Raw genomic sequence first — 25,937 nt, forward strand, 5'->3', positions numbered from 1 at the left:
TGATATGAAACCTTCCCTTGTCCACTTGAACGACGAAGTCGCTACGGCGCTTGATGAAGGCCGCGCCGTGGTGGCACTGGAATCGACGATCATCACCCACGGCATGCCCTATCCGGCCAATCTGGAAACTGCTCGCGGTGTCGAGACCGTGGTGCGTGAAAACGGCGCCGTTCCCGCCACGATCACTGTGGTCGCCGGCAAGATCAAGGTCGGACTTGACGACAATGAACTGGAAGAGTTGGCAGCGGCAAAGGGCGTGGTCAAGGCTTCCGGGCGCGATCTCGCCGCCATCATGGTGCGCGGCGGCTCGGCCGGAACCACCGTCTCGGCGACGATGCGGATTGCCGCTTTAGCTGGGATCGGTATTTTTGCGACCGGCGGCGTCGGTGGCGTGCATCGCGGCGCCGAAGCCACTTTCGATATCTCCGCCGACCTGACCGAACTCGGCCAAACCGGCACGACCGTTGTCTGCGCCGGAGTCAAGTCGATCCTCGATATTGCGAAGACGCTGGAATATCTGGAAACGCAGCGCGTGCCGGTGATCGCATACCGGAGCGACGATTTTCCGGCCTTCTACACCCGCTCCAGCGGGCTCAGGGCCGATCATCGCCTCGACACGCCCGACGAGATCGCGCGAGCCATGCTGCTGCATGACGAGATGGAATCCGGCACCGGCATTCTCGTCGCCAACCCTATCCCAGAAGCGGACGCGCTCGATCCGGCGTTCATCGACGGCACGATCGCAGCGGCCGTGGCTGAGGCCGAGAAGCGCGGCATCGGGCGCAAGGAGCTAACGCCGTTTCTGCTCGCACGCATCAATGAGCTTTCGCAGGGCCGCAGCCTGAAGGCCAACATCGCGCTGGTCCGCAACAACGCCGCGCTTGCTGCCCGCATCGCGGTTGCGCATGCGGAATTAAAGGGCGCGACCGGATAGAGGCAGCACCCGGCCAGCGCTACCTGCCTTCGATTTCAGCCCGGCGCGAGGTCGAATATGCGCCCGGCATTGAGGATGTTGTTCGGGTCGAAGGCTGCTTTCAGGCGGCGCATGGCCGCGATCTCTGCATCGCTGCGCACAAGGTGCAGCCATTCCTTCTTGTCGAGGCCGATGCCATGCTCGGCCGAGACGCCGCCGCGGGCGGCGGCAACACCGCGGTACACGACGCCGTATGCGGCCGCCGGATCCGCGGTGCGAACCTGATAATGCAGATTGCCGTCGCCGAGATGGCCGAAGACGTAGATGTCGGCGCCAGGGTCGACGGCCCTGATGGCGGCTTCTGTTTCGCGCAGGAAAGTCGCCATTCTCGCCAGTGGGATGCTGAGATCGACGCCGATCAGGCCTGCCATCGAAAACAGGAAACGGTTGACCTCCTCGCGCACCGCCCAGAGCGCCCGGAATTCGCGCGGCGATTGCGAGACGACCACGTCGTCGATCATGCCATCTTCAACCGCCTGCATCAGCACCGCGGCAAAACGTTCGCCGTCGCGGTCGGGCTCGCTGCCCTGTATCTCGGCAAGCACATAGACGGGCGAGCCGGCGGGCAGCGGCGCCGGCGCCTCCATTCCGGCGATCATGGCGCCATAGAGCGGTGCGAAATTCACCTCATAGGCCGACAGCAAGGGCCCGAGCTTTCGCTTGAGCAGCGCAAGCAACGTGATCGCTGCGTCCAGCGAAGCGAGCGCGCAGAAGGCGTTGACCTCGGTGGCTGGCTTCGGATGCAGCCGCAGGGATGCGCGCGTGACCACGCCGAGCGTGCCCTCGCTGCCGATGAACAATTGGCTGAGATCGTAGCCGGAGTTGTCCTTCGCCAAACCCTTGAGCGAGGTCAGGATACTGCCGTCGGCAAGCACCGCTTCCAGCCCAAGCACCTGCGCCCGGTACATGCCGTAGCGCAGCACGCGGATGCCGCCGGCATTGGTGGCGACATTGCCGCCGACGGTGGCCGATCCGCGCGCTCCGATGTCGACGCCGAACAGCAAGCCGGCCTCATCGGCGGCGTCCTGCACCGTTTGCAGCGGCGCGCCGGCCTCGGCGATGATGGTCGCCGCCTCGCGGTCGAGGGCTTCAACGGAAGTCATGCGCTCCAGCGACAGCACAGCTTCGCCGGGTTGGATGCGAGCGCCGCCGGCGAGCCCGGTCCGGCCACCTTGGATCACAAGCCTCTGCCCGATTTCATTGCACAGGCGCAGTATGTCCGACACCTCGCCGGCAGTGCGCGGTCGCAGCACGACCTCCGGCCGCGCACCGGTCTTGCCGTCGGGGTCTTCCCTGTAACGCGGCCCGGCCTCATCGGCCGAGACGATCGCCGACCGATCCAGCCGACCCTCAAGTCGCGACAGAAGCTCGGCGGTCAGCGGGGACAGAGCGCTCACGGATGTTGTCGTCATGCGCCGCTCCTGCAACAGGCCGACGATAGACATGGACTGCTGTTTGTCAAACCTGTGCGGGACTGCCAATCGTGGACGGCCTCAGGCTCTGCCTTTCAGGAACTCGATCACCATCGCTGCGGTCCAGGTGAAGCGATTGCCGCCGAGCGGCTCGCCACTGAGGGGATCGTAATATTCGGCAAAACCGCTCTCGGCGATCAGCTCGAGACTGGATTGCGTGATCCGTTGTGCGATTTGGCTGTGGCCGGCGGCGGCAAGGCCGTCGGCGATCATGTAATTGACCACCAGCCAGACCGGGCCGCGCCAATAGCGCTTGGCATCAACGCGGGGATCATCGAGATCGTGCGAGGGGACGATGTAACGCGCCTTGCCGGCGATGCGCTCGATCGTTGCAGCGATGGTCGCTGCCCGGCTTTCCGGGATGGCCGAAAACACCGACAGAATGCCGCCGACCGACGCGCTGTCAACGAGCTTTCCGGCCACTCGGTCGAAACAAATGTACTGGCTATGCGCGTCGCTCCACAGCCGTTCCATTGCCGAAAGCCCCTTTTCGGCACGGGCGCGGTTGGCCTTGGCGATCTTCATTTCGCCAAGTGTCTCGGCGAGATCGGCAAGATCGGCAGCGGAACGGATCAAGATGGCGTTGAAGCCGGGATCGACGACCTGGAATGGCGAGGCATCGTGCAGTCTGGCATTCTCCCAGCCAAGCCCGCGGAAATGCTGCAACAGCCAGATATAGCGGTCATACTGTGCCTCGGTTGGACGATGCGCCGGATCGGCGTGCAGGATGTCGCGGCGGGTGTAGGGCTCGACGCCTTCGGTCGGCACGCGCTCGAAGGCGTCGTCCCAGTCAATCGAGTTGTCGCGGCCGGACTCCCATGGGTGGATTATGGCGACCAACCCTTCGCCGTTCGGGTCGCGATTTTCGTAGAACCAGCGGTGCCAGATATCGATTTTTGGCAAGAGCGCACGGGCGCGCTCGGCCGCCAGTTTCTTGTCCTTTGCCCGGTCGAACAGGCGGCGCACGGCAAAGCCGGCGACCGCCGGCTGGGTGATGCCCGAGGTGGCGGTCGGGCGGTCCGTTCGCCAGACCTCAGGTCCGGGGAAATAGCCGTCGCTCCAGACATGGAAGACGATGTGCGGCACCATGCCGTCTGGCCACTGGTGGGCGAACAGCGTGTCGATCTCGGTCCAGGCCCGAGCCTCATCGTAGTGGGCAAGACCGAGCGCGGTCAGGCAGGAATCCCAGTTCCACTGGAACGGGTAGAGGCCCTTGGTCGGGATGGTGTAGTCGCCGTGGTCGTTTTCCCTGAGCACCTCGACGGCACGGGCGATGGTTTCGTTGACGGCAAGAGAGATCATTGAAGCGTTCGTACTTTCGAGATTGAGGGCGTTGGCGGGATCAAAGGGCGTTGGTGGTTTCAGGATCGAACCAGCGGATGCGATCGGCTTTGGGCGCAAGCCGCAAGTGATCTCCGACGGCGACCGCGGCGTTCGATTCGAGGATGGCGCGGAACAGGCCGCCCTCGACATCGCAGGTGACCAGCGTGTGCGGGCCGAGCGGCTCGACGACGCGCACGGTGGCATGCAGCCCCTCGTCACCTGGATCGACATCTTCGGGGCGAATGGCGAATTCAATTTTGTGCTTGTCGAATTTGGGGCCAGGCAGCGTCAGCCCGGCGACGGTCCAACTGCCGTCTGCCGCCTTGGTCGCTGGGATGAAATTCATCGGCGGGTTGCCGATGAAGGAGCCGACGAAGCGGGCCGCCGGATTGCGGTAGACCTCTACCGGCGAGGCGGCCTGGACGATACGGCCCTGATGCATGACGGCGATGCGGTCGGCGAGGCTCATCGCCTCGACCTGGTCGTGGGTGACGTAGATGGTGGTGGTCTTGGACGCAGCGAGCACGCCCTTGAGCTCGGCGCGCATTTCGAGCCGCAGCAGCGCGTCGAGGTTCGACAGCGGCTCGTCCATCAAGATCACGTCAGGCTCCATCGCAAGTGCCCGGGCCACAGCCACGCGTTGGCGCTGGCCGCCGGAAAGCTGGCCCGAATAGCGCTTCAAAAGCTGCTCGATATGCATAAGCTCTGCAGTGCGGTTGACGCGCCCCTCGATCTCCTGCTGCGGCAGCTTCTTCATGCGCAGGCCAAAGGCGATGTTTTCGAAGACGGTCAGGTGCGGAAAGACGGCGTAATTCTGGAACACCATGGCTATGCCGCGCTCGCGCGGCGGCAGATGGTCGACGCGGCGGCCGCCTATCCAGACCTCGCCCTGGCTTGGCGTTTCCAGCCCGGCGACGATCCTCAGCAGCGTCGTCTTGCCGCAACCCGAGGCGCCAAGCAGCACCATGAATTCCTGGTCGGCGATGGTCAGGTCGATCGAATGCAGCGCGGTGAAGCCGCCGAAACGTTTTGCGACCTGCTTAATGGCGATCTCAGCCATCGGCGTTCTCTTTTGTGCGCGTCATCGGTTGGCGATCCCCCACATGGCGAACAGATATTTGCGAACGGCGAAGATGAAGATCAGCGCCGGGATGACCAGTGCCGCGCCACCGGCGAATTTGAGGTAGAGCGGCGATTCGCCGAGGCTCTGCAGCAGGAAGGCGGTCAGCGTCCGGTTCTCGATGGTGAGCACGGCGGCGGCAAACACCTCGTTCCAGGAGATGGTGAAGGCAAATACCGCCGATGCCGCGATACCCGGCAGCGCGAGCGGTAGAATGATTTTTCGGAATGCCTGCAATCTCGTGCAGCCGAGCGTCCAGGCCGCTTCCTCCAGCTCGACGGGAATGCCGGAGAACAGCGAGAAGGTGATTAGCACCGCAAACGGCAGCGCCAGCGTGGTGTGGACCAGCGCCAGCCCGATCGCGGTGTCGTCGAGGCCGGTGCGGATGAACATCACCGCCAGCGGCAGTGCCAGCAGCGGCAGCGGAAAGGCGCGGGTCATCAGCACCAGGAAACGGAACGTCTCCTTGCCCGGGAATTCGAATCGCGACAGCGCGTAGCCCGCGGGTGCGCCGAAGCCGATCGAGAGGAGCATCGTCAGCGTGGCGACGAGGACGGAGTTCCACAGTGCCTTGGCGACACCGGCGAAATTGATGAAGAAAGAAAGGCTGCCGAAATCGAATGACGGGAAGAAGCGCTTGGGAAAGGCGGTCACCTCTTCCGGCGACGACAGTGCGTTGACGATCAACAGATAGATCGGCAGCAGCACCCAGACGCAAAGCAGGATGACGGTGGCGACCAACAACCAGTTGCCGGCTTTGCGGGCCTCAGGCGCGGCAATCGAGAGCTCCGCGACGGTGCTCATATGCGAGCCTCCTTCGGCACACGCAGCACCCGCAGGAAGAACAGCGTGAAGCCGATCGAGATGGCGAGGATGAACAGCGCCATGGCGGCGGCGACATTGTGGTCCTGCAGCGTGAACTGCCAATTGTAGGTCTCGCCCATCAGCACCGGCAGATTGGTGCCGCCGAGTGCTGCAACCACGGCAAAGACCTCAAAGGCAAGGATGACGCGCAGGATGATCGCCGTCTGCAGGCTTGGGCGCAGCAGAGGCAGCGTGATCTTGATGAAGCGCTTCCACGGACTAGCGCCAAAAACCTCCGCCGCCTCGTAATATTCCCGGGGGATCAGCCCCATGCCGGCGACCAGAATGACCATCATGATGGCGGTCGCGCGCCAGATCTCGGCCAGCGCCACGGCAATGAAGATCGTCAGCTTGCTCTGGTAGCCGAGGAACATGACCGGCCTGTCGATGACGCCGAGATTGGAGAGCAAGGTGTTGAGGAAGCCGGACTGGTCGAAGATGGCGAGCCAGATCAGCCCGGCGGCGAGATCGGAGATGCCAAGCGGAATAGCGAAGATGTAAAGCGCAGCGCTGCGCCCGGCCGCAAGTCGCGACACCATCGTTGCCATCAGCAGCGCCATGACCAGCTGGATGGGCACGACGACGGCGCTGAGAAGCAGCGTGTTGCGAACAGTGACCGGAAACTTCCAGCTGCTGGCCATGGTGCGGAAATTGTCGAGTGTAAAGCTGCCGTCGCGGGTGAACGCCTCGAAGGCGACCAACACGAACGGGTAGAGGAAAAAGACGCAGAGGAACAGCGTCGCCGGCATCAGCAGCAGATAGGGCAGGGCCTTGCCGTGCATGGAGCGATCCCTGTTCGGCGTTTGAAAGGGTGGGCGCCCGGCGCGCTAGGTCCGGACGCCCGGGAGGATTCTTAATCGACCGGGCAGGCGCCTTGCGAGGGCTTGTCGGGCGCCCAGCACGGCGCCTTCGCCTCGTCGATGATCGCCTTCAGCGCCGCTGCCTGTTCGTCGAGTACGCCGTGCACGTCCTCGCCGCCGAGCACGATGCGCTCGAAGCTGTCGGTGTAGATTTGATTGAACTTGCCGCTGAGGCCGCCAAGTCCCATCGGCAGCAGCGCCGGCAGCGCATCCGGGGCACCGGTCATGGTGGCGATCACTGGGCTGAAGGCCTTTACCGAGGCCGGCATGTCGTCGGGCAGCTTGACGTCGACGATCGGGAAGAAGTTTGTCGCCTTCAGCGTCGCGATCTGGGTTTCCGGTTTCAGCATATAGGCGACCAGCGCCTTGGCCTTGTCCATGTCGGGCGAGGTCCTCGGGATAGCGACGCCGGCCACCACTGGCATGTAGCCGCGGCCTGCCGGGCCAGCCGGCGCCGGGAAGGCGACGAAGTCATCGGGTCTCTGGTTGAAGGCGTCGGCGAGGCGCGCGACGTGATCGAATGCCACCCAGACTTCGCCGGTCAGCAGCGGCTCCTGCATGAAGGCGTAGTTGGTCGAATTCGGGTTGGTGTATTGCCATAGTTCCTTGAACTTGTTCCACGCCGTCTCGGCCTCCGCCGAGCGGAACTTGGTCACCATCGAGCCGGTATACGATGGAAGGAGAAAACCCTCGAAGAAACGGTGCTTCAGCCCTTTCGGGCCGGCCGGAAAACCGAATTTGGGCGAACCGGTCTTTTCAGCGATGTTTTTCGCCCACTCGATCAGTTGGTCATAAGTGATGGTGTTGAGATCGGTGCCGGCCGGCAGATATTGTAGCGCCTGCTTGTTGGCCGCCATCAGAAAGGTGGCCTGCATCCATGGCAGGTACTTCTGCTCTCCGGTGCCGAGCATGCCGAGCTTCTTGTAGGTCTCGTTGACCTTGACGCCACCGAGATCGACGCCAGAGAGATCGACAAGGTTCGCGCCGACGGTGGAGAAGTCTCCGTGCAGGCCGCCGAGCACGCCTATGGTCCCGGAGCCGGCCTGCAGTTCGGCCTGAAGGCGGGTGAGCCAGGGCCCGTCCTCGGCGACCTGATAGTCGACCTGGCCATCAAACCCCTTCAGCACTTCGCCGCGCATTTTTTGCGTCTCTTCCACAGGTCGCGCCTGTGTCGACCAGAACAACACCTGCTGGGCTTGCGCTGCACCGGCAGCGAGCGACAGCGCCAGCATGGCGCCGGCCAATATCCGCAAAGCATTCATCGTCATCTTCCTCCCTGGGTTGCGCCGCGAAGCGGGCGTCAGTTCTGTCTTGTGGGTGCCGGGCCATGGCTTGCCCGCGAGACAAGTGTCGGCCGGACCAGCCGTGTCAGTGGCGCGTCCGGCCTGTCGCCGATGACGGTCAGCAGCATCTCGCCGATCTCGCGCGCGCACTGGCGGATCGAGGCGTCGAAAGTGGTTAGCCCCGGCGGCGCATAGGCTGAGGCGGCTATGTTGTCGAAGCCGATCACCGAAAGGTCGCGAGGAACGGCAAGGCCGGCGCGGGCAGCCTCTTGCATCACCGTCAGCGCCAGCTCGTCGAACAGCGCGACAATGGCCGTCGGCCGCTCGGTGGCGTGCAGCAGCCGGTTGATTGCCTGGATGCGGGCACCGCGATCGAACCGCGGCGCCGTCGCCACATCGAGCCTGACCGACGGGTCGCCTCGGCGGGCGATCGCGGCAGCGAGCCCATCCTGCCTGAGATGGCGAAACGTCATCGGCTCGGAAATCGTCACCAGGCCGAAATGGCGGTGTCCGATATCGTAGAGCATGTCGAAGGCCTCGCCGAATGCGTGCGCGCCATCGGTATCGAGCCAATGATAGGCAAAGTCACCGTCGAGCAGCCGGCCATGCGCGACGAACGGAAAATTGCGTTGACGCAGATAGGCAAGCCGCTCGTCGACCTCTGCGATGCGGGTGACGACGACGCCATCGGCGCGTCCGGATTCGACGACATGGCGAAGTACGGAAAGTTCCGACTGGCCCTGCGCCGCTGCGGCCAGGATCAGGTCGGAGCCGTGCGAAACCAGCCCTTCGCCGAGCCCTGTGACGAATTCGCCGAGGAAGGAATCGACCAGATTGGGGCCGCGGATCGGCAGCACCATGCCGACAAAACCGCTGCGGCCGGAGACCAGCGTGCGGGCTGCCGTGTTCGGCACATAGCCGGCCTGGCGCGCGGCCTCGGTGACACGTTGGCGCGTTTTCAAGGCGATCTGCTCGTGGCCGGCAAGGGCGCGCGAAACGGTGGTAATCGACAGGCCGAGCTGCGCGGCAAGTTCCTTAAGGGTCGTAACGCGGGCCGGCATCGTTCCTCCCGAACGAAGTTTGAAACGTTTGTAATGCGTCCAAGCGAAATTGCAAACGTTTTAAATGCGAATGGTCGGTGTTGTTTCTTGCCGGTTGGTTCGCGTGGCTCCTGTTCGGCCCCGACCGGCTGGCTCCCGGACAGCGATTTAAACGCAGCGGTTGCTTGACTCGGGCGATGCCTTGTGAAAAATTTTGCAGCAACTGATAAAAATATCAAAGGGCGGAAATGGTTGGTTTTGGTAACGGCCTGCTGCGCGACGATGAGACAGGTATGGCAGCCCGTGCCGCCTGGCTTCACTATGCCGGCGGCCTGACCCAGTCGGAGGTCGCCAAGCGGCTCGGCCTGACCAGCCTCAAGGCGCATCGCCTCATCACGAAGGCCAATCAGGAAGGCCTGGTCAAAGTCTACATCGACGGCGAAGTCTCAGAATGCGTGGAACTCGAGGACGAGTTGTCCGGCCGTTACGGTCTCGACTATTGCGAGGTAGTTCCGGACTTCGATGCCGAAGACCTGCCGCTCAAGGCGCTCGGCATCGCCGGCGCGCAGTTTCTCAAGCGCGAGATCGAACGCGGCGAGGAGGCGCTGATCGGCGTCGGCCATGGCCGCACGCTTGCCGCCTGCGTGGAATATCTGCCGCGCATATCGGCCGGCAGGATCCGTTTCGTCTCGCTGCTTGGCGGCCTGACGCGCAAGTTCTCGGCCAATCCGCATGACGTCATCCACCGCGTCGCCGAACGGACCGGTGCGGAGGCCTATGTGATGCCCGTACCGATGTTCGCCAACACGGTCGAGGATCGAACCGTGTTGCTCGGGCAGAAAGGCGTCAGCGATGTCTTCGACCTCGCCAAGTCCGCCGACTTGCTCATCGCCGGCATCGGCACCGCCGAGCGTGAGGCCTCGCTTGTCGCCACCGGTATGATCGAGAAGGGCGAGATGGAGGAGATCCGCCGCAACGGCGGTGTCGGCGAACTGCTCGGCCATTTCTTCGACGATGCCGGAAAGGCCGTTGCGACGACGCTTTCCGACCGGGCGCTGGCACTGGCGCGCGAAGACATCAGCAACCGCAGGATTGTCGCCGTCGCCGGCGGCAAGGTGAAGGTTCGCGCCATCAAGTCAGTGCTGGAGGGCCGCTATCTCAAAGGCTTGATAACCGACGAGCGGACGGCGCGATCGCTCGTGGAACAGACGCCGGTCGGGTAGCCGGCAACCATTTCGTTGAAACTACCCTGTGGAGGAGAAGAGAAATGCATGAGAAAGAGAAAGACCTCATCGACGCATTCCTGCGTGGACAAGTCGACCGCCGTGGGCTGATCAAGGGCCTCGGTGCAATGGGCCTTGCCGCCAGCACCGCCGGTACACTGCTCAATTCCGGGCAGACCCGCGCCCTGGCGGCTGATTTCGACTGGCAGGCGCACAAGGGCAAGACCATCAAGCTGTTGCTCAACAAGCATCCTTACGCCGATGCGATGATTGCCAACCTCGACAATTTCAAGAAGCTGACCGGCATGGAAGTCGTCTATGACGTGTTCCCCGAAGACGTCTATTTCGACAAGGTTACCGCCGCGCTGTCGGCCAGCTCGCCCGAATACGATGCCTTCATGACCGGCGCCTACATGACCTGGACCTACGGCCCGGCCGGCTGGATCACCGACCTCAACGAATGGATCAAGGATCCGGCCAAGACCAACCCGAAATATGCCTGGGACGACTTCCTGCCAGGCGTCAAGAATTCCTGCGCCTGGAACGGCCAGCCGGGCGGCGCGCTCGGTTCGGAAGACGCCAAGCAATGGTGCATTCCGTGGGGCTTCGAGCAGAACAACATCACTTACAACAAGGGCATGTTCGACAAGGTCGGCGTCAGCGTTCCCGGCAATATGGATGAGATGGTCGCTACGGCGGCGAAACTTACCAAGGATGTCGGCGGTGGCGTCTACGGCATCGGCGTGCGCGGCTCGCGCTCCTGGGCAACGATCCACCCGGGCTTCCTGTCGGCCTACGCCAATTTCGACCAGAAGGACCTGAACGTCTCGGCTGACGGCAAGCTGTCGGCCGCGATGAGCACCGCCGAATCCAAGGCTTTCCACAAGCAGTGGGTTCAGATGATCCAGGAGAGCGGCCCGAAGGACTGGTCGACTTACACCTGGTACCAGGTCGGCACCGATCTCGGTGCAGGTGCCTCGGCGATGATTTACGACGCCGACATCCTTGGTTACTTCATGAATGGCGGCGACAACAAGATGGCCGGTAAGCTCGCCTTTTCGGCATTCAAGGCCAATCCTGCCGCCAAGGCGCCGACGCCTAACATCTGGATCTGGTCACTGTCGATGTCCAACTTCTCGAAGGACAAGGACGCCACCTGGTACTTCATGCAATGGGCATCCGGACCCGAGCACGCGTTGTTCGGTGCGACCAAGATGGACTTCGTCAATCCGGTTCGTCAGTCGGTCTGGAACGACCAGATGTTCCGTGACAAGCTGAACAAGAGCTATCCGGGTTATGTCGAAATGTTCGACGTCTCGGCGCCGGGCGCCAGCATCAAGTTCACTCCGCAACCGCTGTTCTTCGATCTCACCACCGAATGGGCGGCGACGCTGCAGAAGATGGTGGCCAAGGAAGTGCCGGTCGACGAAGGCCTCGACAAGCTGGCCGAGAGCATCAACAGCCAGCTCAAGGAAGCCGGGCTCGGCTAGGCCGCGGCCAAGGCTGACCCGTCCGCGGGCCAGCCTCTGAGATGTGATACGTTTGCGACGCGGTCCCGAAAGGTGCCGCCTGCTCGCCCGACCGGCCGCCTTGCTCCCTTGGGCGGCCGGGACGGCGAAGCAACAGGATGACGGAGCAGCCGATGACTGCGGCAACAATACAAAGAAACAGGCCGTCGGGCTTCAGGATCAGCAAGCGGGTGCTGCCCTATCTCCTCAGCTTGCCGGCCCTGCTGGTCTGCATCGGCATCCTGATCCCGTTCTTCACATCGGTGGTCTATTCGTTCCAGCGCTACCGGTTAAGCCAGCCCTGGGCGCGGCAGTTCAACTGGGGCGACAACTATATCTCCTTCTTCACGGACCCGAAGTTCTGGAACACGCTGGAGATATCGCTGCTCTACGCCGGCATCACCGTTGTGCTCGAACTGCTTCTCGGTCTCGGCATCGCCATGCTGCTGCAGAAGCGTTCGACGCTGAACAACTTCATCTCGATCATGCTGTTGATGCCGCTGATGACGGCACCGGCGCTCGCCGCGCTGATGTGGAAGCTGATGACCAACCCCGGTTTCGGCGTGCTCAGCTATCTTGCCAGCCTGATCGGCCTGCAGGATTTCCGCTGGGCCTCGTCGCCGTCGACGGCGCTGCTCACCGTCGTTCTCGTCGACATCTGGGTCTACACGCCCTTCATCATGATCCTGCTGCTTGCAGGCCTGCGCAGTCTGCCGACGCAGCCATTCGAGGCGGCAGCACTCGATGGCGTGCCACGCAGCTTCGTCTTCTTCCGCATCACACTGCCGATGCTGACGCCCTACATCCTGACGGCGACTTTGTTCCGCCTGCTCGATTCCATCCAGCAGTTCGACATCATCTACGCCATGACGCAGGGCGGTCCGGGCGATACGCTGACCGTGTTCCAGGTCGAGGCCTATCTCAACTTCTTCCAGTCGACCAATGTCGGCCGCTCGGCGGCGCTGATGATCATCCTGTGGGCGATCACCTATTTCCTCTCGAACATTTTCATCAAGAACTGGCTGCGGCTGCGCGAACGCGCCCGCGGCCAGGCATAGGAGGCTGGCGTGGAACACACCTCGCTTCTCGAACGCATCCTGCGCGGCATTGCCCTGGCGCTGGTCGTGATCTTCTTCATGTTCCCGATCGTCTGGATCCTGATGATGTCTTTCCAGACCAACGAGACGATCCTGCGGATTCCGCCACAGCTTGTCTTCGAGCCGACGCTCGCCAACTACACTGCCTTGATCACCGGCAAGCTGATGACGGCAGCCGGCACGCTCGACATCGCCTTCATGCGCAATCTCTGGAATTCCGTCTTCCTGTCGGTCACCTCGGTTGCCGTCGCGTTGCTGCTCGGCGTTCCGGCGGCCTACGCCTTTGCGCGGCACAAATTCCGCGGCTCGGAGGACATTGCCTTCACGCTGCTGTCGTTCCGGTTTGCGCCGGCGCTGCTGGTGCTCCTGCCGCTCACCCTCTATTTCCAGAAGCTCGGGCTGGCCAACACCTATATCGGGCTGATCTGGGTCTATCAGCTGATCTGCCTGCCGTTGATCCTGTGGATCGTGCGCGGTTATTTCGAGGATATCCCCGCCGATATCGAATACGCCTACCGCATCGCCGGCCATTCCTGGTTTGCCACCTTCCGCAAGATCGCGCTGCCGCTCGCCGGCCCAGGTATTGCCGCTGCCGGTCTGCTCGCCTTCATCTTTGCCTGGAACAATTTCGTTTTTGCATTGGTGCTCGCCTCGGCCGACAAGCAGCCGGTGACGGTCGGCGCGCTCGCCTTCATCACCTCCTCGGGCATCCAGTATGGCCAGATCTCGGCGGCGATCGTGCTGTCGATCACGCCGACGCTGGCGCTCGCGCTCTATGCGCAACGCTATCTCGTCGAAGGCCTGTCGCTTGGCGCGGTGAAAGGATAGTCCGATGGCAAGCCTCGAACTGCGAAACATCGTCAAGCGCTATAAAAGCCAGACCGTTCTCGACAATCTGTCGCTGACCGTCGCCGACGGCGAAACGCTGGTCCTGTTCGGGCCGTCCGGCGCCGGCAAGACGGTGCTGCTGCGGCTGGTGGCCGGCGTCATCGACCCCGACGAGGGAAAGATCCTCATCGGCGGCGAGGACATGACCGATCTCGACGCCGAGTTCCGCGGCGTCGGCATGGCCTTCCAGAACTTCGCGCTGTTCCCGCATATGACCGCGTTCGACAATATAGCGACTCCGCTGCAGGCGAAGCACTCATCGCAAGGCACGATAAAGACCGGCGTCGAGAGCGTCGCCAAGCTGTTGAAAATCGGCCATGTGCTCAGCCACAAGCCACGCGCGCTGTCCAACGGCCAGAAGCAACGCACCGCGCTCGCCCGCGCGCTGGTCGGCTCGCCGCCGCTGCTGCTGCTCGATGACCCCTTGCGCAACGTCGATGCCAAATTGCGCTTCGAGATGCGCCTCGAGCTGCCAAGGCTGCTCGCCGATCGTGGCGCGACCGTCATCTACGTCACCCAGGACTACAAGGAAGCGATGGCGCTCGGCGACCGCATCGCGGTTATGTCGCAGGGCGTCGTCAAACAGCTCGGCACGCCCGAGCAGATCTATCGCGAGCCGGCCAATGTCGAGATCGCCCGGCTGTTCGGCGACCCGACGATCAACCTTCTGGACGTCAAGCCGTCGCGGGACGCCAAGGGCATCTATGTCGGCCTGTCCAACGTCCAGGTCCATCTGGCCGGCGCTCATGAGGCGGCGGTCGGCCGCGACTGCGTGATCGGCTTGCGGCCAGAGGCACTGGCCTTTGTCGATGAAGGCACGCCCGGCGCCATCCCGGTGACGGTCGAGGCTGAGACGCCGCTCAACGAGAAGATCGTCACGCTGGTGCGAACCGTGCGCGGCCGTGAAATCCTGGTCTCGCGTCCGTCCGGGACGCCGGGCCAATCCGAAGGCCGGGCGCATATCGCCGTCGATAGCAAAAGCGCCGTGCTATTCGATCGGGCAAGCGGCGAGCGTATCGGCTCGAAAAACGTCGTTAATTTGCGCAGTGGAGAAGCGGCATGAGCCCGACCGCAATCACCATTTCGGGCGTCGACAAGTTCTACGGCCCGATCGACCGCGGCGTGCACGCCGTCAAGAACCTGACGATGGAAATCGCCAAGGGCGAGATCGTGGCGCTGCTCGGCTCGTCCGGCTGCGGCAAGACCTCGACATTGCGCATGATCGCAGGCTTCGAAGAGGTCTCGCGCGGAACCATCGCGGTTGCCGGCCGCAAAGTGCACACGTTGCCGCCGGTCAGGCGCAACGTCGCAATGGCCTTCGAGGGCTATTCGCTTTACCCGCCGCTGACCGTGCGTGAGAACATGGCCTTCGCCCTCAAGGCCGCCAGGCTGGCGAAGAGTGCGGTCGATGGAAAGGTTGCCAATATCGCCAAGCTGCTCGAGATCGAGGACATTCTCGAGCGCTATCCGAGCTCGATCTCCGGCGGCCAGCAGCAGCGCGCCAGCCTCGGCCGGGCGCTGATCCGCGAGGCCGACCTGCATCTGCTGGACGAGCCGATGGGCCAGCTCGAGCCACAGCTTCGCGCCGTGCTGCGCGGCCGCATCAAGCATTTCATCAAGGAGCGCGGCCTGACGGCGATCCTGGTCACGCACGACCAGACCGAGGCCAATGCGCTGGCCGATCGCATCGCTGTCATGGAGGGCGGGGTGCTGCAGCAGTTCGACACGCCTGACAGGCTCAAGGAGCGGCCGGCAAACCTGTTCACCGGTACCTTCGTAGGCGAGCCGCCGATGAATGTGTTCGAAGCCTATGTCGGCACGGCTGCCGGCAAGATCAGTCTCAAGCTGCCCGACGGGCTTTCGCTCGACTACGACAAGGATGCGTTCAGCGGCCCGGTTCGCGACGAATTGCTCAACCGGCAGCGCGTCGTCATCGGCGTCAGGCCCTATGCGGTCCGCCGCTCGAAGGATGGTGTGCCGGCGACGGTTTCGGCCAATCAATGGCTCGGCGACCAGACCCATATCGCCGCCGATTTCGCCGGCGGTTCGCTGGTCCTGGTCGAACATGACCGAACCCGCCTGGAGCTTGGCGCGCCAATCAAGATCAGCATCGATCCAAAAAACCTGCACGTCTTCGATCAGGCGAGCGGCAATGCCATTTCGCACGGCACGGAGCTTGCCTGATGCAGGATGTGCTGATCGGCATCGACGCCGGCACGTCTGTCATAAAATCCGTCGCTTTCGACACGGCGGGCCGGCAGATCGCGGCCGCCGCGCTGCCCAATAAATACGAGACACTGCCGGGCGGCGGCGCCGAGCAGGACCTGACACGCACCTGGGCCGATACCGCGACGACCTTGCGCGAGCTTGCCGACAAGGTGCCGGATCTCGCCGGCCGGACCATTGCCATCGCCGTGACCGGGCAGGGCGACGGTACCTGGCTGATCGACAAGGATGGTGAGCCGGTGGCCAAGGGCTGGCTGTGGCTCGACGCGCGCGCTGCCGCGGTCGTCGAGGAGATCCGCGCGCGGCCAGAGGACCGGCTGCGCTTCGAAAAGACCGGCAGCGGGCTCGCTGCCTGCCAGCAGGGATCGCAGTTCGTGTTCATGAAGCGCCACATGCCCGCGATGCTTGCCAATGCAGCGACGGCGTTCCACTGCAAGGATTGGCTCTATTTCAAGTTGACCGGCCACCGCGCCACCGACCCGTCCGAGGGCACCTTCACCTTCGGCGACTTCCGCACGCGCGGCTATTCAGATGATGTGCTCGAGGTACTCGGCGTCACCGATCTCCGGCATCTGTTGCCGCCCATCGTCGATGGCACAAGGCAAAGCACCTCGCTGTCGGCGGCAGCAGCCGATGCGACCGGCCTGCTCGCCGGCACACCGGTCGTTCTGGCCTATGTCGATGTCGCCTGCACGGCGCTCGGCGCCGGCCTGTTCGATCGCGAGCGCAAGCCGGGATGCTCGATCATCGGCTCCACCGGCATGCATATGCGGCTCGCCGAAACGCCGGACGAGGTTCTGCTCAACGAGGCTGCAACCGGCTACACGATGACGATGCCGGCACCGGGCGTCTTTGCGCAGATGCAGTCGAACATGGCGGCAACGCTCAATATCGACTGGGTCCTTGGCCTCGCCTCCGGCATTCTCGCCTCGCAAGGCATCACGCGGACCAATGGCGAGATGATCGCGCTGGTCGACCAGTGGATATCGTCGTCCGAGCCAGGCTCTCTGCTCTACCAGCCCTATGTCTCGGAGGCAGGCGAGCGCGGGCCATTCGTCGATGCCAATGCCAGGGCAGGCTTCGTCGGCATTTCGTCCAGGCACGGCTATGCCGACATGGTCCGCGCGGTGTTCGAGGGGCTGGCTTTCGCGGCACGCGATTGCTACGCCGCCATGGGGCCACTGCCCAAGGAAATCCGCCTGACCGGCGGAGCGGCCAGGAGCCCGGCGCTGCGCAAGATCTTGGGTGCTGCGGTCGGCGCCGACATTCGCACCAGCGAGCGCGAGGAGGCTGGTGCTGCGGGCGCTGCAATGATTGCTGCGGTCTGCGTCGGCCAGTACGCATCGATGGACGATTGCGTCAGTGAATGGGTCACGCCTTTGCTCCGTGCGGCCGAGCCCAGCGACCGGAAACTTGCCGTCGCCTATGAGGCGATGGCTCCGTCCTACACATTGGCGCATGAGGCGCTGCGGCCGGTCTGGCGTTCGATGGCTGCGTCCAGGCAAACCGACGTGAATTGAGAAGAGCATGCGCAAAAAGATTGCGATCATCGGCGACCGCTTCATGCTTCCGGAAGTGTTTCGCGAGAAAATCGAGGCGGCCTGCGGCGACAATATCGACATCCGCACCGTTGAGACCGCTTGGCCCGACGAGCCGATGCAATTCGGCAATGCCGCGCTTGGTCTGGACAAGGTCAAGGAGTATTTCGGCGATCCCGACGAGGTGGTGGACTTCATCGGCGACGCCGAAATCTTCGTCACCCAGCTTGCGCCGCTCTCCGAAAGCATGATGCAGCGCCTGCCCACGCTCAAGCTGGTTGCGGTGTCGCGCGGCGGGCCGATCAACATCGACATGGCGGCCGCCAAGGCCCATGGCATCACGGTGGTCAATGTGCCCGGTCGCAATGCCAGCGCCGTGGCCGAGTTCACCATCGGCGCCATTCTCGCCGAGACGCGGCTGATCCGCGTCGGCCACGAAGCCTTGCGCAATGGCGAGTGGCGCGGCGATCTCTACCGCGCCGACCGCACCGGCCGCGAACTCAACGAAATGACCGTCGGCGTCATCGGCTATGGCAATATCGGCACCAGGCTGGTTCGGCTGCTGCGCGCGTTCGGCTGCCGCATCCTGGTTTGCGATCCCTATGTGCAATTGAGCGCCGAGGACCGCAATGCCGGCGTCGAGCTGGTTGCGCTGGACGATCTCTTGTCGCGCTCCGATGTGGTCACGCTGCACTCCCGGGTCACCGAGGAGACGCGCGGCCTGATCGGCAAGGACGCCATAGCCCAGATGAAACCCGGCGTAATCTTCGTCAATACCGCGCGCGGACCGTTGGTCGACTACGATGCGCTCTACGAGGCGCTCGTCTCGGGACACATCGGCAGTGCTATGCTGGAGACGTTCGCCGTCGAGCCAGTGCCTGCCGACTGGCCGCTGTTGCAGCTGCCGAACGTGACGCTGACGCCGCATATCGCCGGCGCGTCGGTACGCACCGTGACCTACGCGGCCGAGCAGGCGGCGGAGGAAGTGCGCCGCTTCATCGCCGGCCTGCCTCCGGTCAATCCATGCTGACGACAGGGCATAGAGCGAGATGAGCGGTGAAACCGAAATCGTCGACCTCTTCGTCATCGGCGGCGGCGTCAATGGCGCCGGCATCGCGCGCGATGCGGCAGGCCGCGGGCTGTCGGTCATTCTTTGCGAGAAGGATGATCTCGCCGAGGGCACCAGTTCGCGATCGGGAAAGCTCGTCCATGGCGGTTTGCGCTATCTCGAATATTACGAGTTCCGCCTGGTGCGCGAGGCGCTGATCGAGCGCGAGGTGCTGCTGGAATCCGCGCCGCACATCATCTGGCCGATGCGCTTCGTGCTGCCGCACAGCCCCGACGACCGGCCGGCCTGGCTAGTCCGGCTCGGCCTGTTCCTCTACGACCACCTTGGCGGCCGCAAGCGGCTGCCGGCCACGCGTACGCTCGACCTGCGCACCGCACCCGAAGGCGCGCCGATCAAGGACGCCTTCAAGCGCGGCTTCGAATATTCCGACTGCTGGGTCGACGACGCCCGCCTGGTCGTCATCAACGCGCTCGACGCCGCCGAGCGTGGAGCCAGGATATTCACCCGCACCGCCAGCATAGCCGCCCGTCGCGAAAACGGCCTGTGGTCGGTGGAGATGCGCGACGGTCGAACCGGCGTTAGGACCACAGTCCGGGCACGGGCGCTGATCAATGCCGCCGGTCCTTGGGTCAATGACGTCATCAACCGCGTCGCTGGCCAGAACTCCAGGCGCAACGTGCGCCTGGTCAAGGGCAGCCACATCGTCGTGCCGAAATTCTGGGAAGGGCGGCAGGCCTATCTCGTTCAGAACAGCGACAAGCGGGTGATCTTCATCAATCCCTATCAGAACGACCTCGCGCTGATCGGCACCACCGACATTCCCTATGAAGGGCGGCCGGAGGACGTGACCGCCGATGCGAGCGAGATCGATTACCTGATCAAGGCAGTCAATCGCTACTTCAAGCGCCAGCTCGCACGAGGCGACGTCGTCTACTCATTTTCCGGCGTCAGGCCGCTCTATGACGACAATGCCGACAATCCGAGCGCGGTGACCCGCGACTACATATTCGAACTCGACGCACCGGCTGAACAGGCGCCGCTGCTTTCGGTCTTCGGCGGCAAGATCACCACCTTCCGCAAATTGGCCGAGCACGCGCTCGACCGTATCGCCCCGTTCATTCCGAAGATGGGCAAGCCGTGGACCTCGAAAGGGCACCTGCCGGGCGGCGATATCGCCAATGCCGATTTCGAGCAGTTTCTGGGCGACCTCGGCCATGAATTCCCCTGGATGCCGGCATCGCTGGCCAAGCATTACGGCAGGCTCTACGGCACAAGGACGCGCGATCTGGTCGGCGCGGCCACCTCGCTCGCCGAACTGGGCCGGCACTTCGGCAAGGATTTTTTCGAGCGCGAAGCCAATTACCTGTTCGAGCATGAATGGGCCGAGACCGCCGCCGATATTCTCGACAGGCGCACCAAGCACGGCCTGCATCTGTCCGCCGCGGAAAGAACCGCCTTCGAGGACTGGTGCTCGAGCCGGCTGGCAAAGGCCGGCTGATGGCCTTCACGCTTTCGCTCAACACCAATCCGCTGGTCAACCGCTTTGCCGAGCCGGACGACCTGATCGACGCGATCGCCTACCAGATCGGTATCAGGGACGTGCAGCTCACGCATGAATTCGTCAATCCCGGCTGGCCGGCGGCGACGATCGCGAAATTCGTCCGCCTATTCCGCTCCGCGCTCAACCGCACCGGTGTGCGCGTGACCTCCGCGATGACCGGCCCTTACGGCCGGCTCAATCATTTCGGCCATCCGGATGCCGACGTGCGGCGCTACTACGTCGACTGGTTCAAGACCTTTGCCGAAATTTCGGCTGAGTTCGGCGCTGCCGGCATGGGCACGCAATTCGCGATCTTCACCCATCGGGATTACGACGATCCTGAACGTCGCGCGCGGCTTTTCGACATCGCGCTGCAATGCTGGCGCGAGGTCGCCGAGCATGCCAAAGCAGCCGGCTTGACCTACCTGTTCTGGGAGCCGATGTCGGTCGGCCGCGAGTTCGGCCATACGATCGAGAGCTGCCGGGCACTGCAGCGCGAGATCGATGCCGCCGGCATGGCGATGCCGCTCAAGATGATGGTCGACATCGACCATGGCGACGTGACCTCGAGCAATCCGGCCGACATCGATCCTTATGCCTGGGCCGAAGCCTTTCCCCGGCAGTCGCCGATCATCCACGTCAAGCAGTCGTCGATGAACAAGGGTGGCCATTGGCCGTTCATTGCCGCCCACAACAAGGACGGCCGCATCACGCCGGAAAAGCTGCTGGCGACGGTTCGCCGTGGCGGCGGCGTCGACAACGAGATCTGCCTCGAATTGTCGTTCCGCGAGCGCGAGCCGGTCGACCACCAGGTCGTCGCCATGATCCGCGAGTCGGTCGACTACTGGGCGCCATTTATCGAGACCGGCAGGGCCGCAATTCTGCCGCGGCCTGGTGGATGAACAGGAGCCGACGCGGCTCCTGCTCATCCAGAACGTCAGCCGAATTTCGGGTCGAGGCTGCCGGACTTGTAGCGCTTGGCCATTTCCGACAGCGGCAGCGGCTTGATCTTCGGTGCGTTGCCGGCGGTGCCGAATTGCTCGAAGCGTTCCTTGCACAGCTTCCGCATGGCGGCCATTGCCGGCGTCAGATATTTGCGCGGATCGAATTCGCTCGGGTTCTCGGTCAGCACCTTGCGGATCGCGCCGGTCAGCGCCATGCGGTTGTCGGTATCGATATTGATCTTGCGCACGCCATGCTTGATGCCGCGCTGGATCTCCTCGACCGGCACGCCCCATGTCGGCTTCATCTGGCCGCCATATTTGTTGATGATCTCCTGCAGCTCTTCCGGCACCGAGGACGAGCCGTGCATGACGAGATGCATGCTCGGCAAGCGGCGGTGGATTTCCTCGATGACGTTCATGGCCAGCACGGCGCCATCCGGCTTGCGGCTGAACTTGTAGGCGCCGTGGCTGGTGCCCATGGCGACGGCCAGCGCATCGACACGGGTGTCGCGCACGAATTGTTCGGCCTGCACCGGGTCGGTCAGCAGCTGGTCGTGGCTGATGACGCCCTCGACGCCATGGCCGTCTTCCTGTTCGCCGCCGCCCATCTCCAGCGATCCGAGAACGCCGATCTCGCCTTCCACCGAGACGCCGCCCCAATGCGCCATGTCGACGACGCGGCGGGTGATGCCGGAATTATAGGCGTAGTCGGCCGGCGTCTTGCCGTCTTCCTTCAGCGATCCGTCCATCATCACAGAGGTGAAGCCGTGCTGGATCGCGGTGACGCAGGTCGCTTCGTTGTTGCCATGGTCGAGATGCATGCAGACCGGGATATCGGGATGGATTTCGACCAGCGCGTCGATCAGCTTGGCCAGCACCACGTCGTTGGCGTAGGCTCGCGCGCCGCGGCTCGCCTGCAGGATAACCGGCGATTTGGTCTCCTCGGCTGCCTCCATGATGGCGAGGCCCTGTTCCATATTGTTCATGTTGAAGGCAGGCACGCCATAGCTGTATTCGGCGGCATGATCGAGCAATTGTCTCAGTGTGATGCGAGCCACTCGGTAGTCTCCCGTATCCGGTTTCGAGCCAGTGTTTGCGGGCAGTCGGTTGTCGTCGAGCCCCTGATGCTTCTGGCCGGATTTCCGCGGCACCGCAACCGCTGGGCGCTCGGACGGCAGCAATTCTTGTTACAGCACGCGACCGGAAGCGTCATGATATCCCATAGAGATTTAACATTATCACAAAAAATGTGGTGGCTTGTACGACGTTTGCTGTTATATCGGAACCGGGTTGCACGGGAAAGCCGCGGGAATGAAGAGCGACGGCCGTCGGCAAGGCATCATGGATTTTCTGATCGACACCGGCACCGCCAGTGTCGACGATCTTGCTTCGCGCTTCGGCGTGTCGAAGATGACTGTCCACCGCGACCTCGACGAGCTCGAGGAAAGCGGTTTTCTGCGCAAGGTGCGCGGCGGCGCCTCGATCCAGCCGAGCAGCCTTTTCGAGAGCGATTTCCGCTATCGCCAGCGGCTGGCCGGCGACGAGAAGAAGCGCATCGCCGCCGCTGCCGTGACGATGATCGAACCGGGCCAGACGGTGATCATCGACGACGGCTCGACCGCGGGCGGCGTTGTTCGGCACCTTGCCGATCTGCGTCCGCTGACGGTGATCTCGAACAATCTGGCCGTCATCCAGGATTTGGCGGGCGTTGCCGGCATCAACCTGATTGCGCTTGGCGGCCAATACAGCAAGAAGTTTCACGGTTTCTTCGGCCTGCTCGCCGAAGACACGCTGAAATCATTGCGCGCCGATGTCGCCTTCCTGTCGTCGTCGGCCGTCCATGGTGCCTCTGCTTTCCATCAGGATCAGGAAGTGGTCCAGACCAAACGTTTGATGATGGCCGCAGCGGCGCGCAAATATCTGCTGGTCGATCATGGGAAATTCGGCCGCACTGCCTTGCACTTCCTGACCGATCTCAAGGCCTTTGACACGGTATTCACCGGCCGCGAGCCGCAACCGCAGATGCGCGCCGCGCTGGATGGTGCCGGCGTTTCGCTGACGGTGATCGCAGAGTAGGAGGGCACGTATGGTTTATTGGGTCGGCACCAGCTGGAAAATGAACAAGACGCTCGCCGAGGCGATGGCTTTCGCCAAGGCATTGGACACATTCGTGCCCGGTTTCGACGAACGCGTCCAACCTTTCGTCATCCCGCCCTTCACGGTGATCCGCGAGGTCAAGAAAGCGCTGTCGCCGACGCGCATCAAGGTCGGCGCGCAGAACATGCATTGGGCCGACGCCGGCGCCTGGACCGGCGAGATCTCGCCGGTAATGCTGAAAGACTGCGAACTTGATATGGTAGAGTTGGGCCACAGCGAACGGCGCGAGCATTTCGGCGAGACCGACAAGGCTGTCGGGCTGAAGACTGCGGCCGCGGTGAAGCACGGCTTGGTGCCGCTGATCTGTGTCGGCGAGACCCTGGCACAGCGCGACAGCGGGCAGGCCGCTGCGGTGCTGGCCCTGCAGGTGCACGGCGCGCTGCAGTTTCTCGAAGGCGCGGCGAAGGCGGCGACGATCCTGTTTGCCTATGAGCCGGTCTGGGCGATCGGCGACAAGGGCGTGCCGGCCAGTTCGGACTATGCCGACAGGCAGCAGGCGCTGATCAAGAAAATCGCCCGCGACCTGCTGCCGGTGGTGCCGCCGGTGCTTTATGGCGGCAGCGTCAATCCGCAAAATGCCGCCGAACTGGTCGGCCAGCCCAATATCGACGGCTTGTTCATCGGCCGCTCGGCCTGGCAAGCGGACGGCTATATCGACATCCTCAAGCGCGCCTCGGCGGCGATCTGAAGCATCGAACAGGAAGGAAACCGAACATGAAAATAGCTATTGGAGCCGACAGCGCCGGCAAGCCGCTGCTCGACGTCATTGCCGCTCACCTCGCCGCCAAGCCCGGCCTCACGGTCAGCGATCTCAGCCAGGCGGGCTACTATGCCGACCTGTCGCAGAAGCTCGCGCAGACTATCCTGGACGGCGAGAACGATCGCGGCATCCTGTTTTGCGGCACCGGCATCGGTGTATCCATATCCGCCAACAAGGTGCCCGGCATTCGCGCTGCACTCACCCACGACACCTATTCGGCCGAGCGCGCGGCAAAATCCAACAACGCCCAGATCATCACCATGGGCGCGCGCGTCATCGGCCCGGAACTGGCCAAGTCGATCGTCGACGCCTGGCTCGCATCGGAATTCGATGAGAAGGGACCATCGGCCGGCAATGTCCAGGCGATCGACAGGCTCGACGCGGCGAAACGGGGTTAGACCAGACTGTTCCACATCGCCCTGATGATCGTCACGGCCGACGCGGCGCCGGGGTCCATATGCCCGAGCGAGCGCTCGCCGAGCCGCGATGAGCGGCCCTTGGCGGCGATCATGTCCTTGGTCGCCTCGGCACCTCGTTCGGCCGCTGCAAGTGCAGCATCCAGGCTCTCGGACAGGCTCTTGCCGGCTTCCTGCGCGGCACAAGCTGCTTGCGCCGCCGGCAGCCAGGCGTCGACCATGGTCTTTTCGCCGAGCTCGGCCTTGCCGCGATCCTGGATGCCTTGCGCCATCGCCCGGAACATGGCGACGACGTCTGCGTCCTCTAGAATTGCCTTGCCTTTGACGGCGACGGCACCGCGCATGAAGGCCGTCGCATAGAGCGGGCCTGACGAGGCGCCGACGGCGTTGAGGAAGGATTTAGCCGCGGTGTTGAGCAGCGCCGTCGGCTCGGTCGCCGCGAGGTCGAGTTGCGCCAGTGCATCGCGCGCAGCAGTGAAGCCTAGTGCCATGGCGATGCCATGGTCGGCGTCGCCGATGACGCCGTCGAGCCGGCAGAGCCGGTCCTTGTCGGCGTCGATCGCCGCCGCGATCGCATCGAACATTCTTTTCAACCCGGCTGTGTCGATCGAGGTCATGACGCCCTCTCAGCCGGCACGGAACATGGCGCAGTCGCAGGGATGGTCGAGCATCGCCTGCAACTCGCCGTCGAGATGCATCAGCGTCACCGAGGCGCCGGCCATTTCGAGCGAGGTGCAGTAATTGCCGACCCAGGTCGCGTGGACGGAAACGCCGATATCGTCGAGCCTCTGCTTGACCCGCCGGTTCATGATGTAGAGTTCCATCAGCGGCGTCGAGCCGAGCGAGTTGACCAGCACCGCGACCTTGTCGCCGCGTGCCGGCGCCATCTCGTCGAGGATTTTGTCCAGCATCTCATCGGTGATCTCGTCGGCTGTTTTCAGTTTTCCGCGCGCGATGCCCGGCTCGCCGTGAATGCCCATGCCGATCTCCATCTCGTCCGGACCGATCTCGAAATTCGGCCGGCGGGTCTGCGGCAGCGAGCAGGGCGACAGCGCCACGCCCATGGTGAAGGTGTGATCGTTGGCCTTCCTGGCGATACGCTCGCACTCGTCGAATGACAGCATCTGGTCGCATGCGGCACCGGCGGCCTTGAATATGAAGAAATTGCCGGCGACGCCGCGCCGCTTCTGCCTCTGGTCGCGCGGCGCCGAGGCGACATCGTCGGTGGTCAGCACGGTGCGCACCTCGATGTCGTCCATTGCCGCCATTTCGGCGGCCATGTCGAAGTTCATCACGTCGCCGGCATAGTTGCCGTACATGAACAGCACGCCGGCGCCACCGCTGGCCGCCTTGGCGCATTCGAGGATCGGGTCCGGCGGGGGCGAGGCGAAGACGTTGCCAATCGCCGCGGCGTCGGCCAGCCCCTTGCCGACGAAGCCGAGGAAGGTCGGCTCATGACCCGAGCCGCCGCCGATGACAAGGCCGACCTTGCCGGGGCGTGGGCCGTCGCGGGCGATGATGGAGCGGGGGCTTCCGTCCGCACGTCCGAGATGGCGCGGATGCGCGGCCAGAATGCCCTCCAGCATCTCGTCGACAGTGCGGTTGCCGTCATTGATGATCTTCTTGGTCTGCACCG

The 25,937-nt window shown here is 63.5% G+C and carries 24 protein-coding genes; 14 read left to right on the plus strand and 10 right to left on the minus strand.

The genetic code is table 11. The features are described 5' to 3' along the window. Positions 1 to 4 precede the first annotated feature (4 nt). The gene (locus AC0L2X_RS00855) at positions 5 to 934 is read left to right on the plus strand and encodes a pseudouridine-5'-phosphate glycosidase (RefSeq protein WP_473553063.1); all 930 of its coding nucleotides are present in this window, start codon (positions 5 to 7) and stop codon (positions 932 to 934) included. Positions 935 to 969: 35 nt separating this feature from the next. Here the strand turns inward: AC0L2X_RS00855 and AC0L2X_RS00860 are convergent, their stop codons facing one another. From AC0L2X_RS00860 to AC0L2X_RS00890, 7 genes are all read right to left on the minus strand, one after another. Next, positions 970 to 2,385, minus strand: a complete 1,416-nt coding sequence (locus AC0L2X_RS00860) for an FAD-binding oxidoreductase (protein WP_473553066.1) — start codon at positions 2,383 to 2,385, stop codon at positions 970 to 972. A gap of 81 nt (positions 2,386 to 2,466) precedes the next feature. Continuing rightward, positions 2,467 to 3,747 (minus strand): amylo-alpha-1,6-glucosidase, encoded by a 1,281-nt coding sequence (locus AC0L2X_RS00865; RefSeq protein WP_473553068.1) that lies wholly within the window; start codon positions 3,745 to 3,747, stop codon positions 2,467 to 2,469. A 40-nt stretch (positions 3,748 to 3,787) separates the two neighbouring features. Then, a complete protein-coding gene (locus tag AC0L2X_RS00870; RefSeq protein WP_473553070.1) occupies positions 3,788 to 4,828 on the minus strand; it encodes an ABC transporter ATP-binding protein in 1,041 nt (346 codons plus the stop codon). A 21-nt stretch (positions 4,829 to 4,849) separates the two neighbouring features. Continuing rightward, positions 4,850 to 5,692 carry a carbohydrate ABC transporter permease gene (locus AC0L2X_RS00875; protein ID WP_473553073.1) on the minus strand — a complete coding sequence of 281 codons (843 nt, stop codon included), beginning with the start codon at positions 5,690 to 5,692 and terminating at the stop codon, positions 4,850 to 4,852. Beyond that, entirely contained in the window at positions 5,689 to 6,534 is an 846-nt protein-coding gene (locus AC0L2X_RS00880; RefSeq protein WP_473553076.1) for a carbohydrate ABC transporter permease, read from the minus strand. The genes AC0L2X_RS00875 and AC0L2X_RS00880 overlap by 4 nt, the downstream gene beginning before the upstream one ends. Positions 6,535 to 6,605: 71 nt before the next feature. Then, on the minus strand, positions 6,606 to 7,874 hold the full coding sequence (locus tag AC0L2X_RS00885; RefSeq protein WP_473553078.1) for an ABC transporter substrate-binding protein: 1,269 nt from the start codon (positions 7,872 to 7,874) through the stop codon (positions 6,606 to 6,608). 38 nt (positions 7,875 to 7,912) lie between these two features. Beyond that, the gene (locus tag AC0L2X_RS00890; RefSeq protein WP_352489458.1) at positions 7,913 to 8,956 is read right to left on the minus strand and encodes a LacI family DNA-binding transcriptional regulator; all 1,044 of its coding nucleotides are present in this window, start codon (positions 8,954 to 8,956) and stop codon (positions 7,913 to 7,915) included. Between the two features lie 227 nt (positions 8,957 to 9,183). On the opposite strand from AC0L2X_RS00890, the gene AC0L2X_RS00895 reads away from it, so the two are divergent. The 10 genes from AC0L2X_RS00895 (at position 9,184) to AC0L2X_RS00940 (ending at position 20,926) form a co-directional block, all read left to right on the plus strand. Next, entirely contained in the window at positions 9,184 to 10,158 is a 975-nt protein-coding gene (locus AC0L2X_RS00895) for a sugar-binding transcriptional regulator (RefSeq protein WP_023676028.1), read from the plus strand. A 44-nt stretch (positions 10,159 to 10,202) separates the two neighbouring features. Next, positions 10,203 to 11,648, plus strand: a complete 1,446-nt coding sequence (locus AC0L2X_RS00900; protein WP_473553081.1) for an ABC transporter substrate-binding protein — start codon at positions 10,203 to 10,205, stop codon at positions 11,646 to 11,648. A 152-nt stretch (positions 11,649 to 11,800) separates the two neighbouring features. Further along, on the plus strand, positions 11,801 to 12,724 hold the full coding sequence (locus tag AC0L2X_RS00905) for a carbohydrate ABC transporter permease (protein ID WP_292653833.1): 924 nt from the start codon (positions 11,801 to 11,803) through the stop codon (positions 12,722 to 12,724). Positions 12,725 to 12,733: 9 nt separating this feature from the next. Continuing rightward, positions 12,734 to 13,591: a carbohydrate ABC transporter permease gene (locus tag AC0L2X_RS00910; RefSeq protein WP_023676025.1), complete on the plus strand. Its 858-nt coding sequence runs from the start codon at positions 12,734 to 12,736 to the stop codon at positions 13,589 to 13,591. A gap of 4 nt (positions 13,592 to 13,595) precedes the next feature. Continuing rightward, complete coding sequence (locus AC0L2X_RS00915; protein WP_473553084.1) at positions 13,596 to 14,714, plus strand: ABC transporter ATP-binding protein; 1,119 nt, start codon at positions 13,596 to 13,598, stop codon at positions 14,712 to 14,714. Then, positions 14,711 to 15,835: an ABC transporter ATP-binding protein gene (locus AC0L2X_RS00920; protein ID WP_473553086.1), complete on the plus strand. Its 1,125-nt coding sequence runs from the start codon at positions 14,711 to 14,713 to the stop codon at positions 15,833 to 15,835. The genes AC0L2X_RS00915 and AC0L2X_RS00920 overlap by 4 nt, the downstream gene beginning before the upstream one ends. Next, complete coding sequence (locus AC0L2X_RS00925; RefSeq protein WP_352489462.1) at positions 15,835 to 17,397, plus strand: FGGY-family carbohydrate kinase; 1,563 nt, start codon at positions 15,835 to 15,837, stop codon at positions 17,395 to 17,397. The genes AC0L2X_RS00920 and AC0L2X_RS00925 overlap by 1 nt, the downstream gene beginning before the upstream one ends. Before the next feature lie 7 nt (positions 17,398 to 17,404). Further along, positions 17,405 to 18,445, plus strand: coding sequence for a 2-hydroxyacid dehydrogenase (locus AC0L2X_RS00930; protein ID WP_473553089.1), 1,041 nt, complete (start codon positions 17,405 to 17,407; stop codon positions 18,443 to 18,445). Positions 18,446 to 18,464: 19 nt separating this feature from the next. Continuing rightward, complete coding sequence (locus AC0L2X_RS00935) at positions 18,465 to 19,982, plus strand: glycerol-3-phosphate dehydrogenase (protein WP_473553090.1); 1,518 nt, start codon at positions 18,465 to 18,467, stop codon at positions 19,980 to 19,982. Beyond that, the gene (locus AC0L2X_RS00940) at positions 19,982 to 20,926 is read left to right on the plus strand and encodes a sugar phosphate isomerase/epimerase family protein (RefSeq protein ID WP_473553668.1); all 945 of its coding nucleotides are present in this window, start codon (positions 19,982 to 19,984) and stop codon (positions 20,924 to 20,926) included. The genes AC0L2X_RS00935 and AC0L2X_RS00940 overlap by 1 nt, the downstream gene beginning before the upstream one ends. Positions 20,927 to 20,961: 35 nt before the next feature. Here the strand turns inward: AC0L2X_RS00940 and fba are convergent, their stop codons facing one another. Then, the gene (gene fba / locus AC0L2X_RS00945) at positions 20,962 to 22,026 is read right to left on the minus strand and encodes a class II fructose-bisphosphate aldolase (RefSeq protein WP_352489465.1); all 1,065 of its coding nucleotides are present in this window, start codon (positions 22,024 to 22,026) and stop codon (positions 20,962 to 20,964) included. Between the two features lie 253 nt (positions 22,027 to 22,279). On the opposite strand from fba, the gene AC0L2X_RS00950 reads away from it, so the two are divergent. From AC0L2X_RS00950 to derI, 3 genes are read left to right on the plus strand one after another with little or no spacing between them, the layout of a single operon-like run. Next, positions 22,280 to 23,044 carry a DeoR/GlpR family DNA-binding transcription regulator gene (locus tag AC0L2X_RS00950; protein ID WP_352489466.1) on the plus strand — a complete coding sequence of 255 codons (765 nt, stop codon included), beginning with the start codon at positions 22,280 to 22,282 and terminating at the stop codon, positions 23,042 to 23,044. Between the two features lie 10 nt (positions 23,045 to 23,054). Beyond that, positions 23,055 to 23,813, plus strand: a complete 759-nt coding sequence (locus AC0L2X_RS00955) for a triose-phosphate isomerase (RefSeq protein ID WP_473553092.1) — start codon at positions 23,055 to 23,057, stop codon at positions 23,811 to 23,813. A gap of 26 nt (positions 23,814 to 23,839) precedes the next feature. Next, entirely contained in the window at positions 23,840 to 24,283 is a 444-nt protein-coding gene (gene derI / locus AC0L2X_RS00960; RefSeq protein WP_473553094.1) for a D-erythrulose-4-phosphate isomerase, read from the plus strand. On the opposite strand, the gene dhaL is transcribed toward derI, so the two are convergent. Together dhaL and AC0L2X_RS00970 are read right to left on the minus strand one after the other, a co-directional pair. Continuing rightward, the gene (dhaL, locus tag AC0L2X_RS00965; RefSeq protein WP_473553096.1) at positions 24,280 to 24,918 is read right to left on the minus strand and encodes a dihydroxyacetone kinase subunit DhaL; all 639 of its coding nucleotides are present in this window, start codon (positions 24,916 to 24,918) and stop codon (positions 24,280 to 24,282) included. The two genes, derI and dhaL, sit on opposite strands and share 4 nt — an antisense overlap. A gap of 9 nt (positions 24,919 to 24,927) precedes the next feature. After that, positions 24,928 to 25,935, minus strand: a complete 1,008-nt coding sequence (locus tag AC0L2X_RS00970) for a dihydroxyacetone kinase subunit DhaK (protein ID WP_473553098.1) — start codon at positions 25,933 to 25,935, stop codon at positions 24,928 to 24,930. Positions 25,936 to 25,937: the final 2 nt, after the last annotated feature.

It is taken from the genome of Mesorhizobium sp. WSM4828 (genome assembly GCF_055811175.1).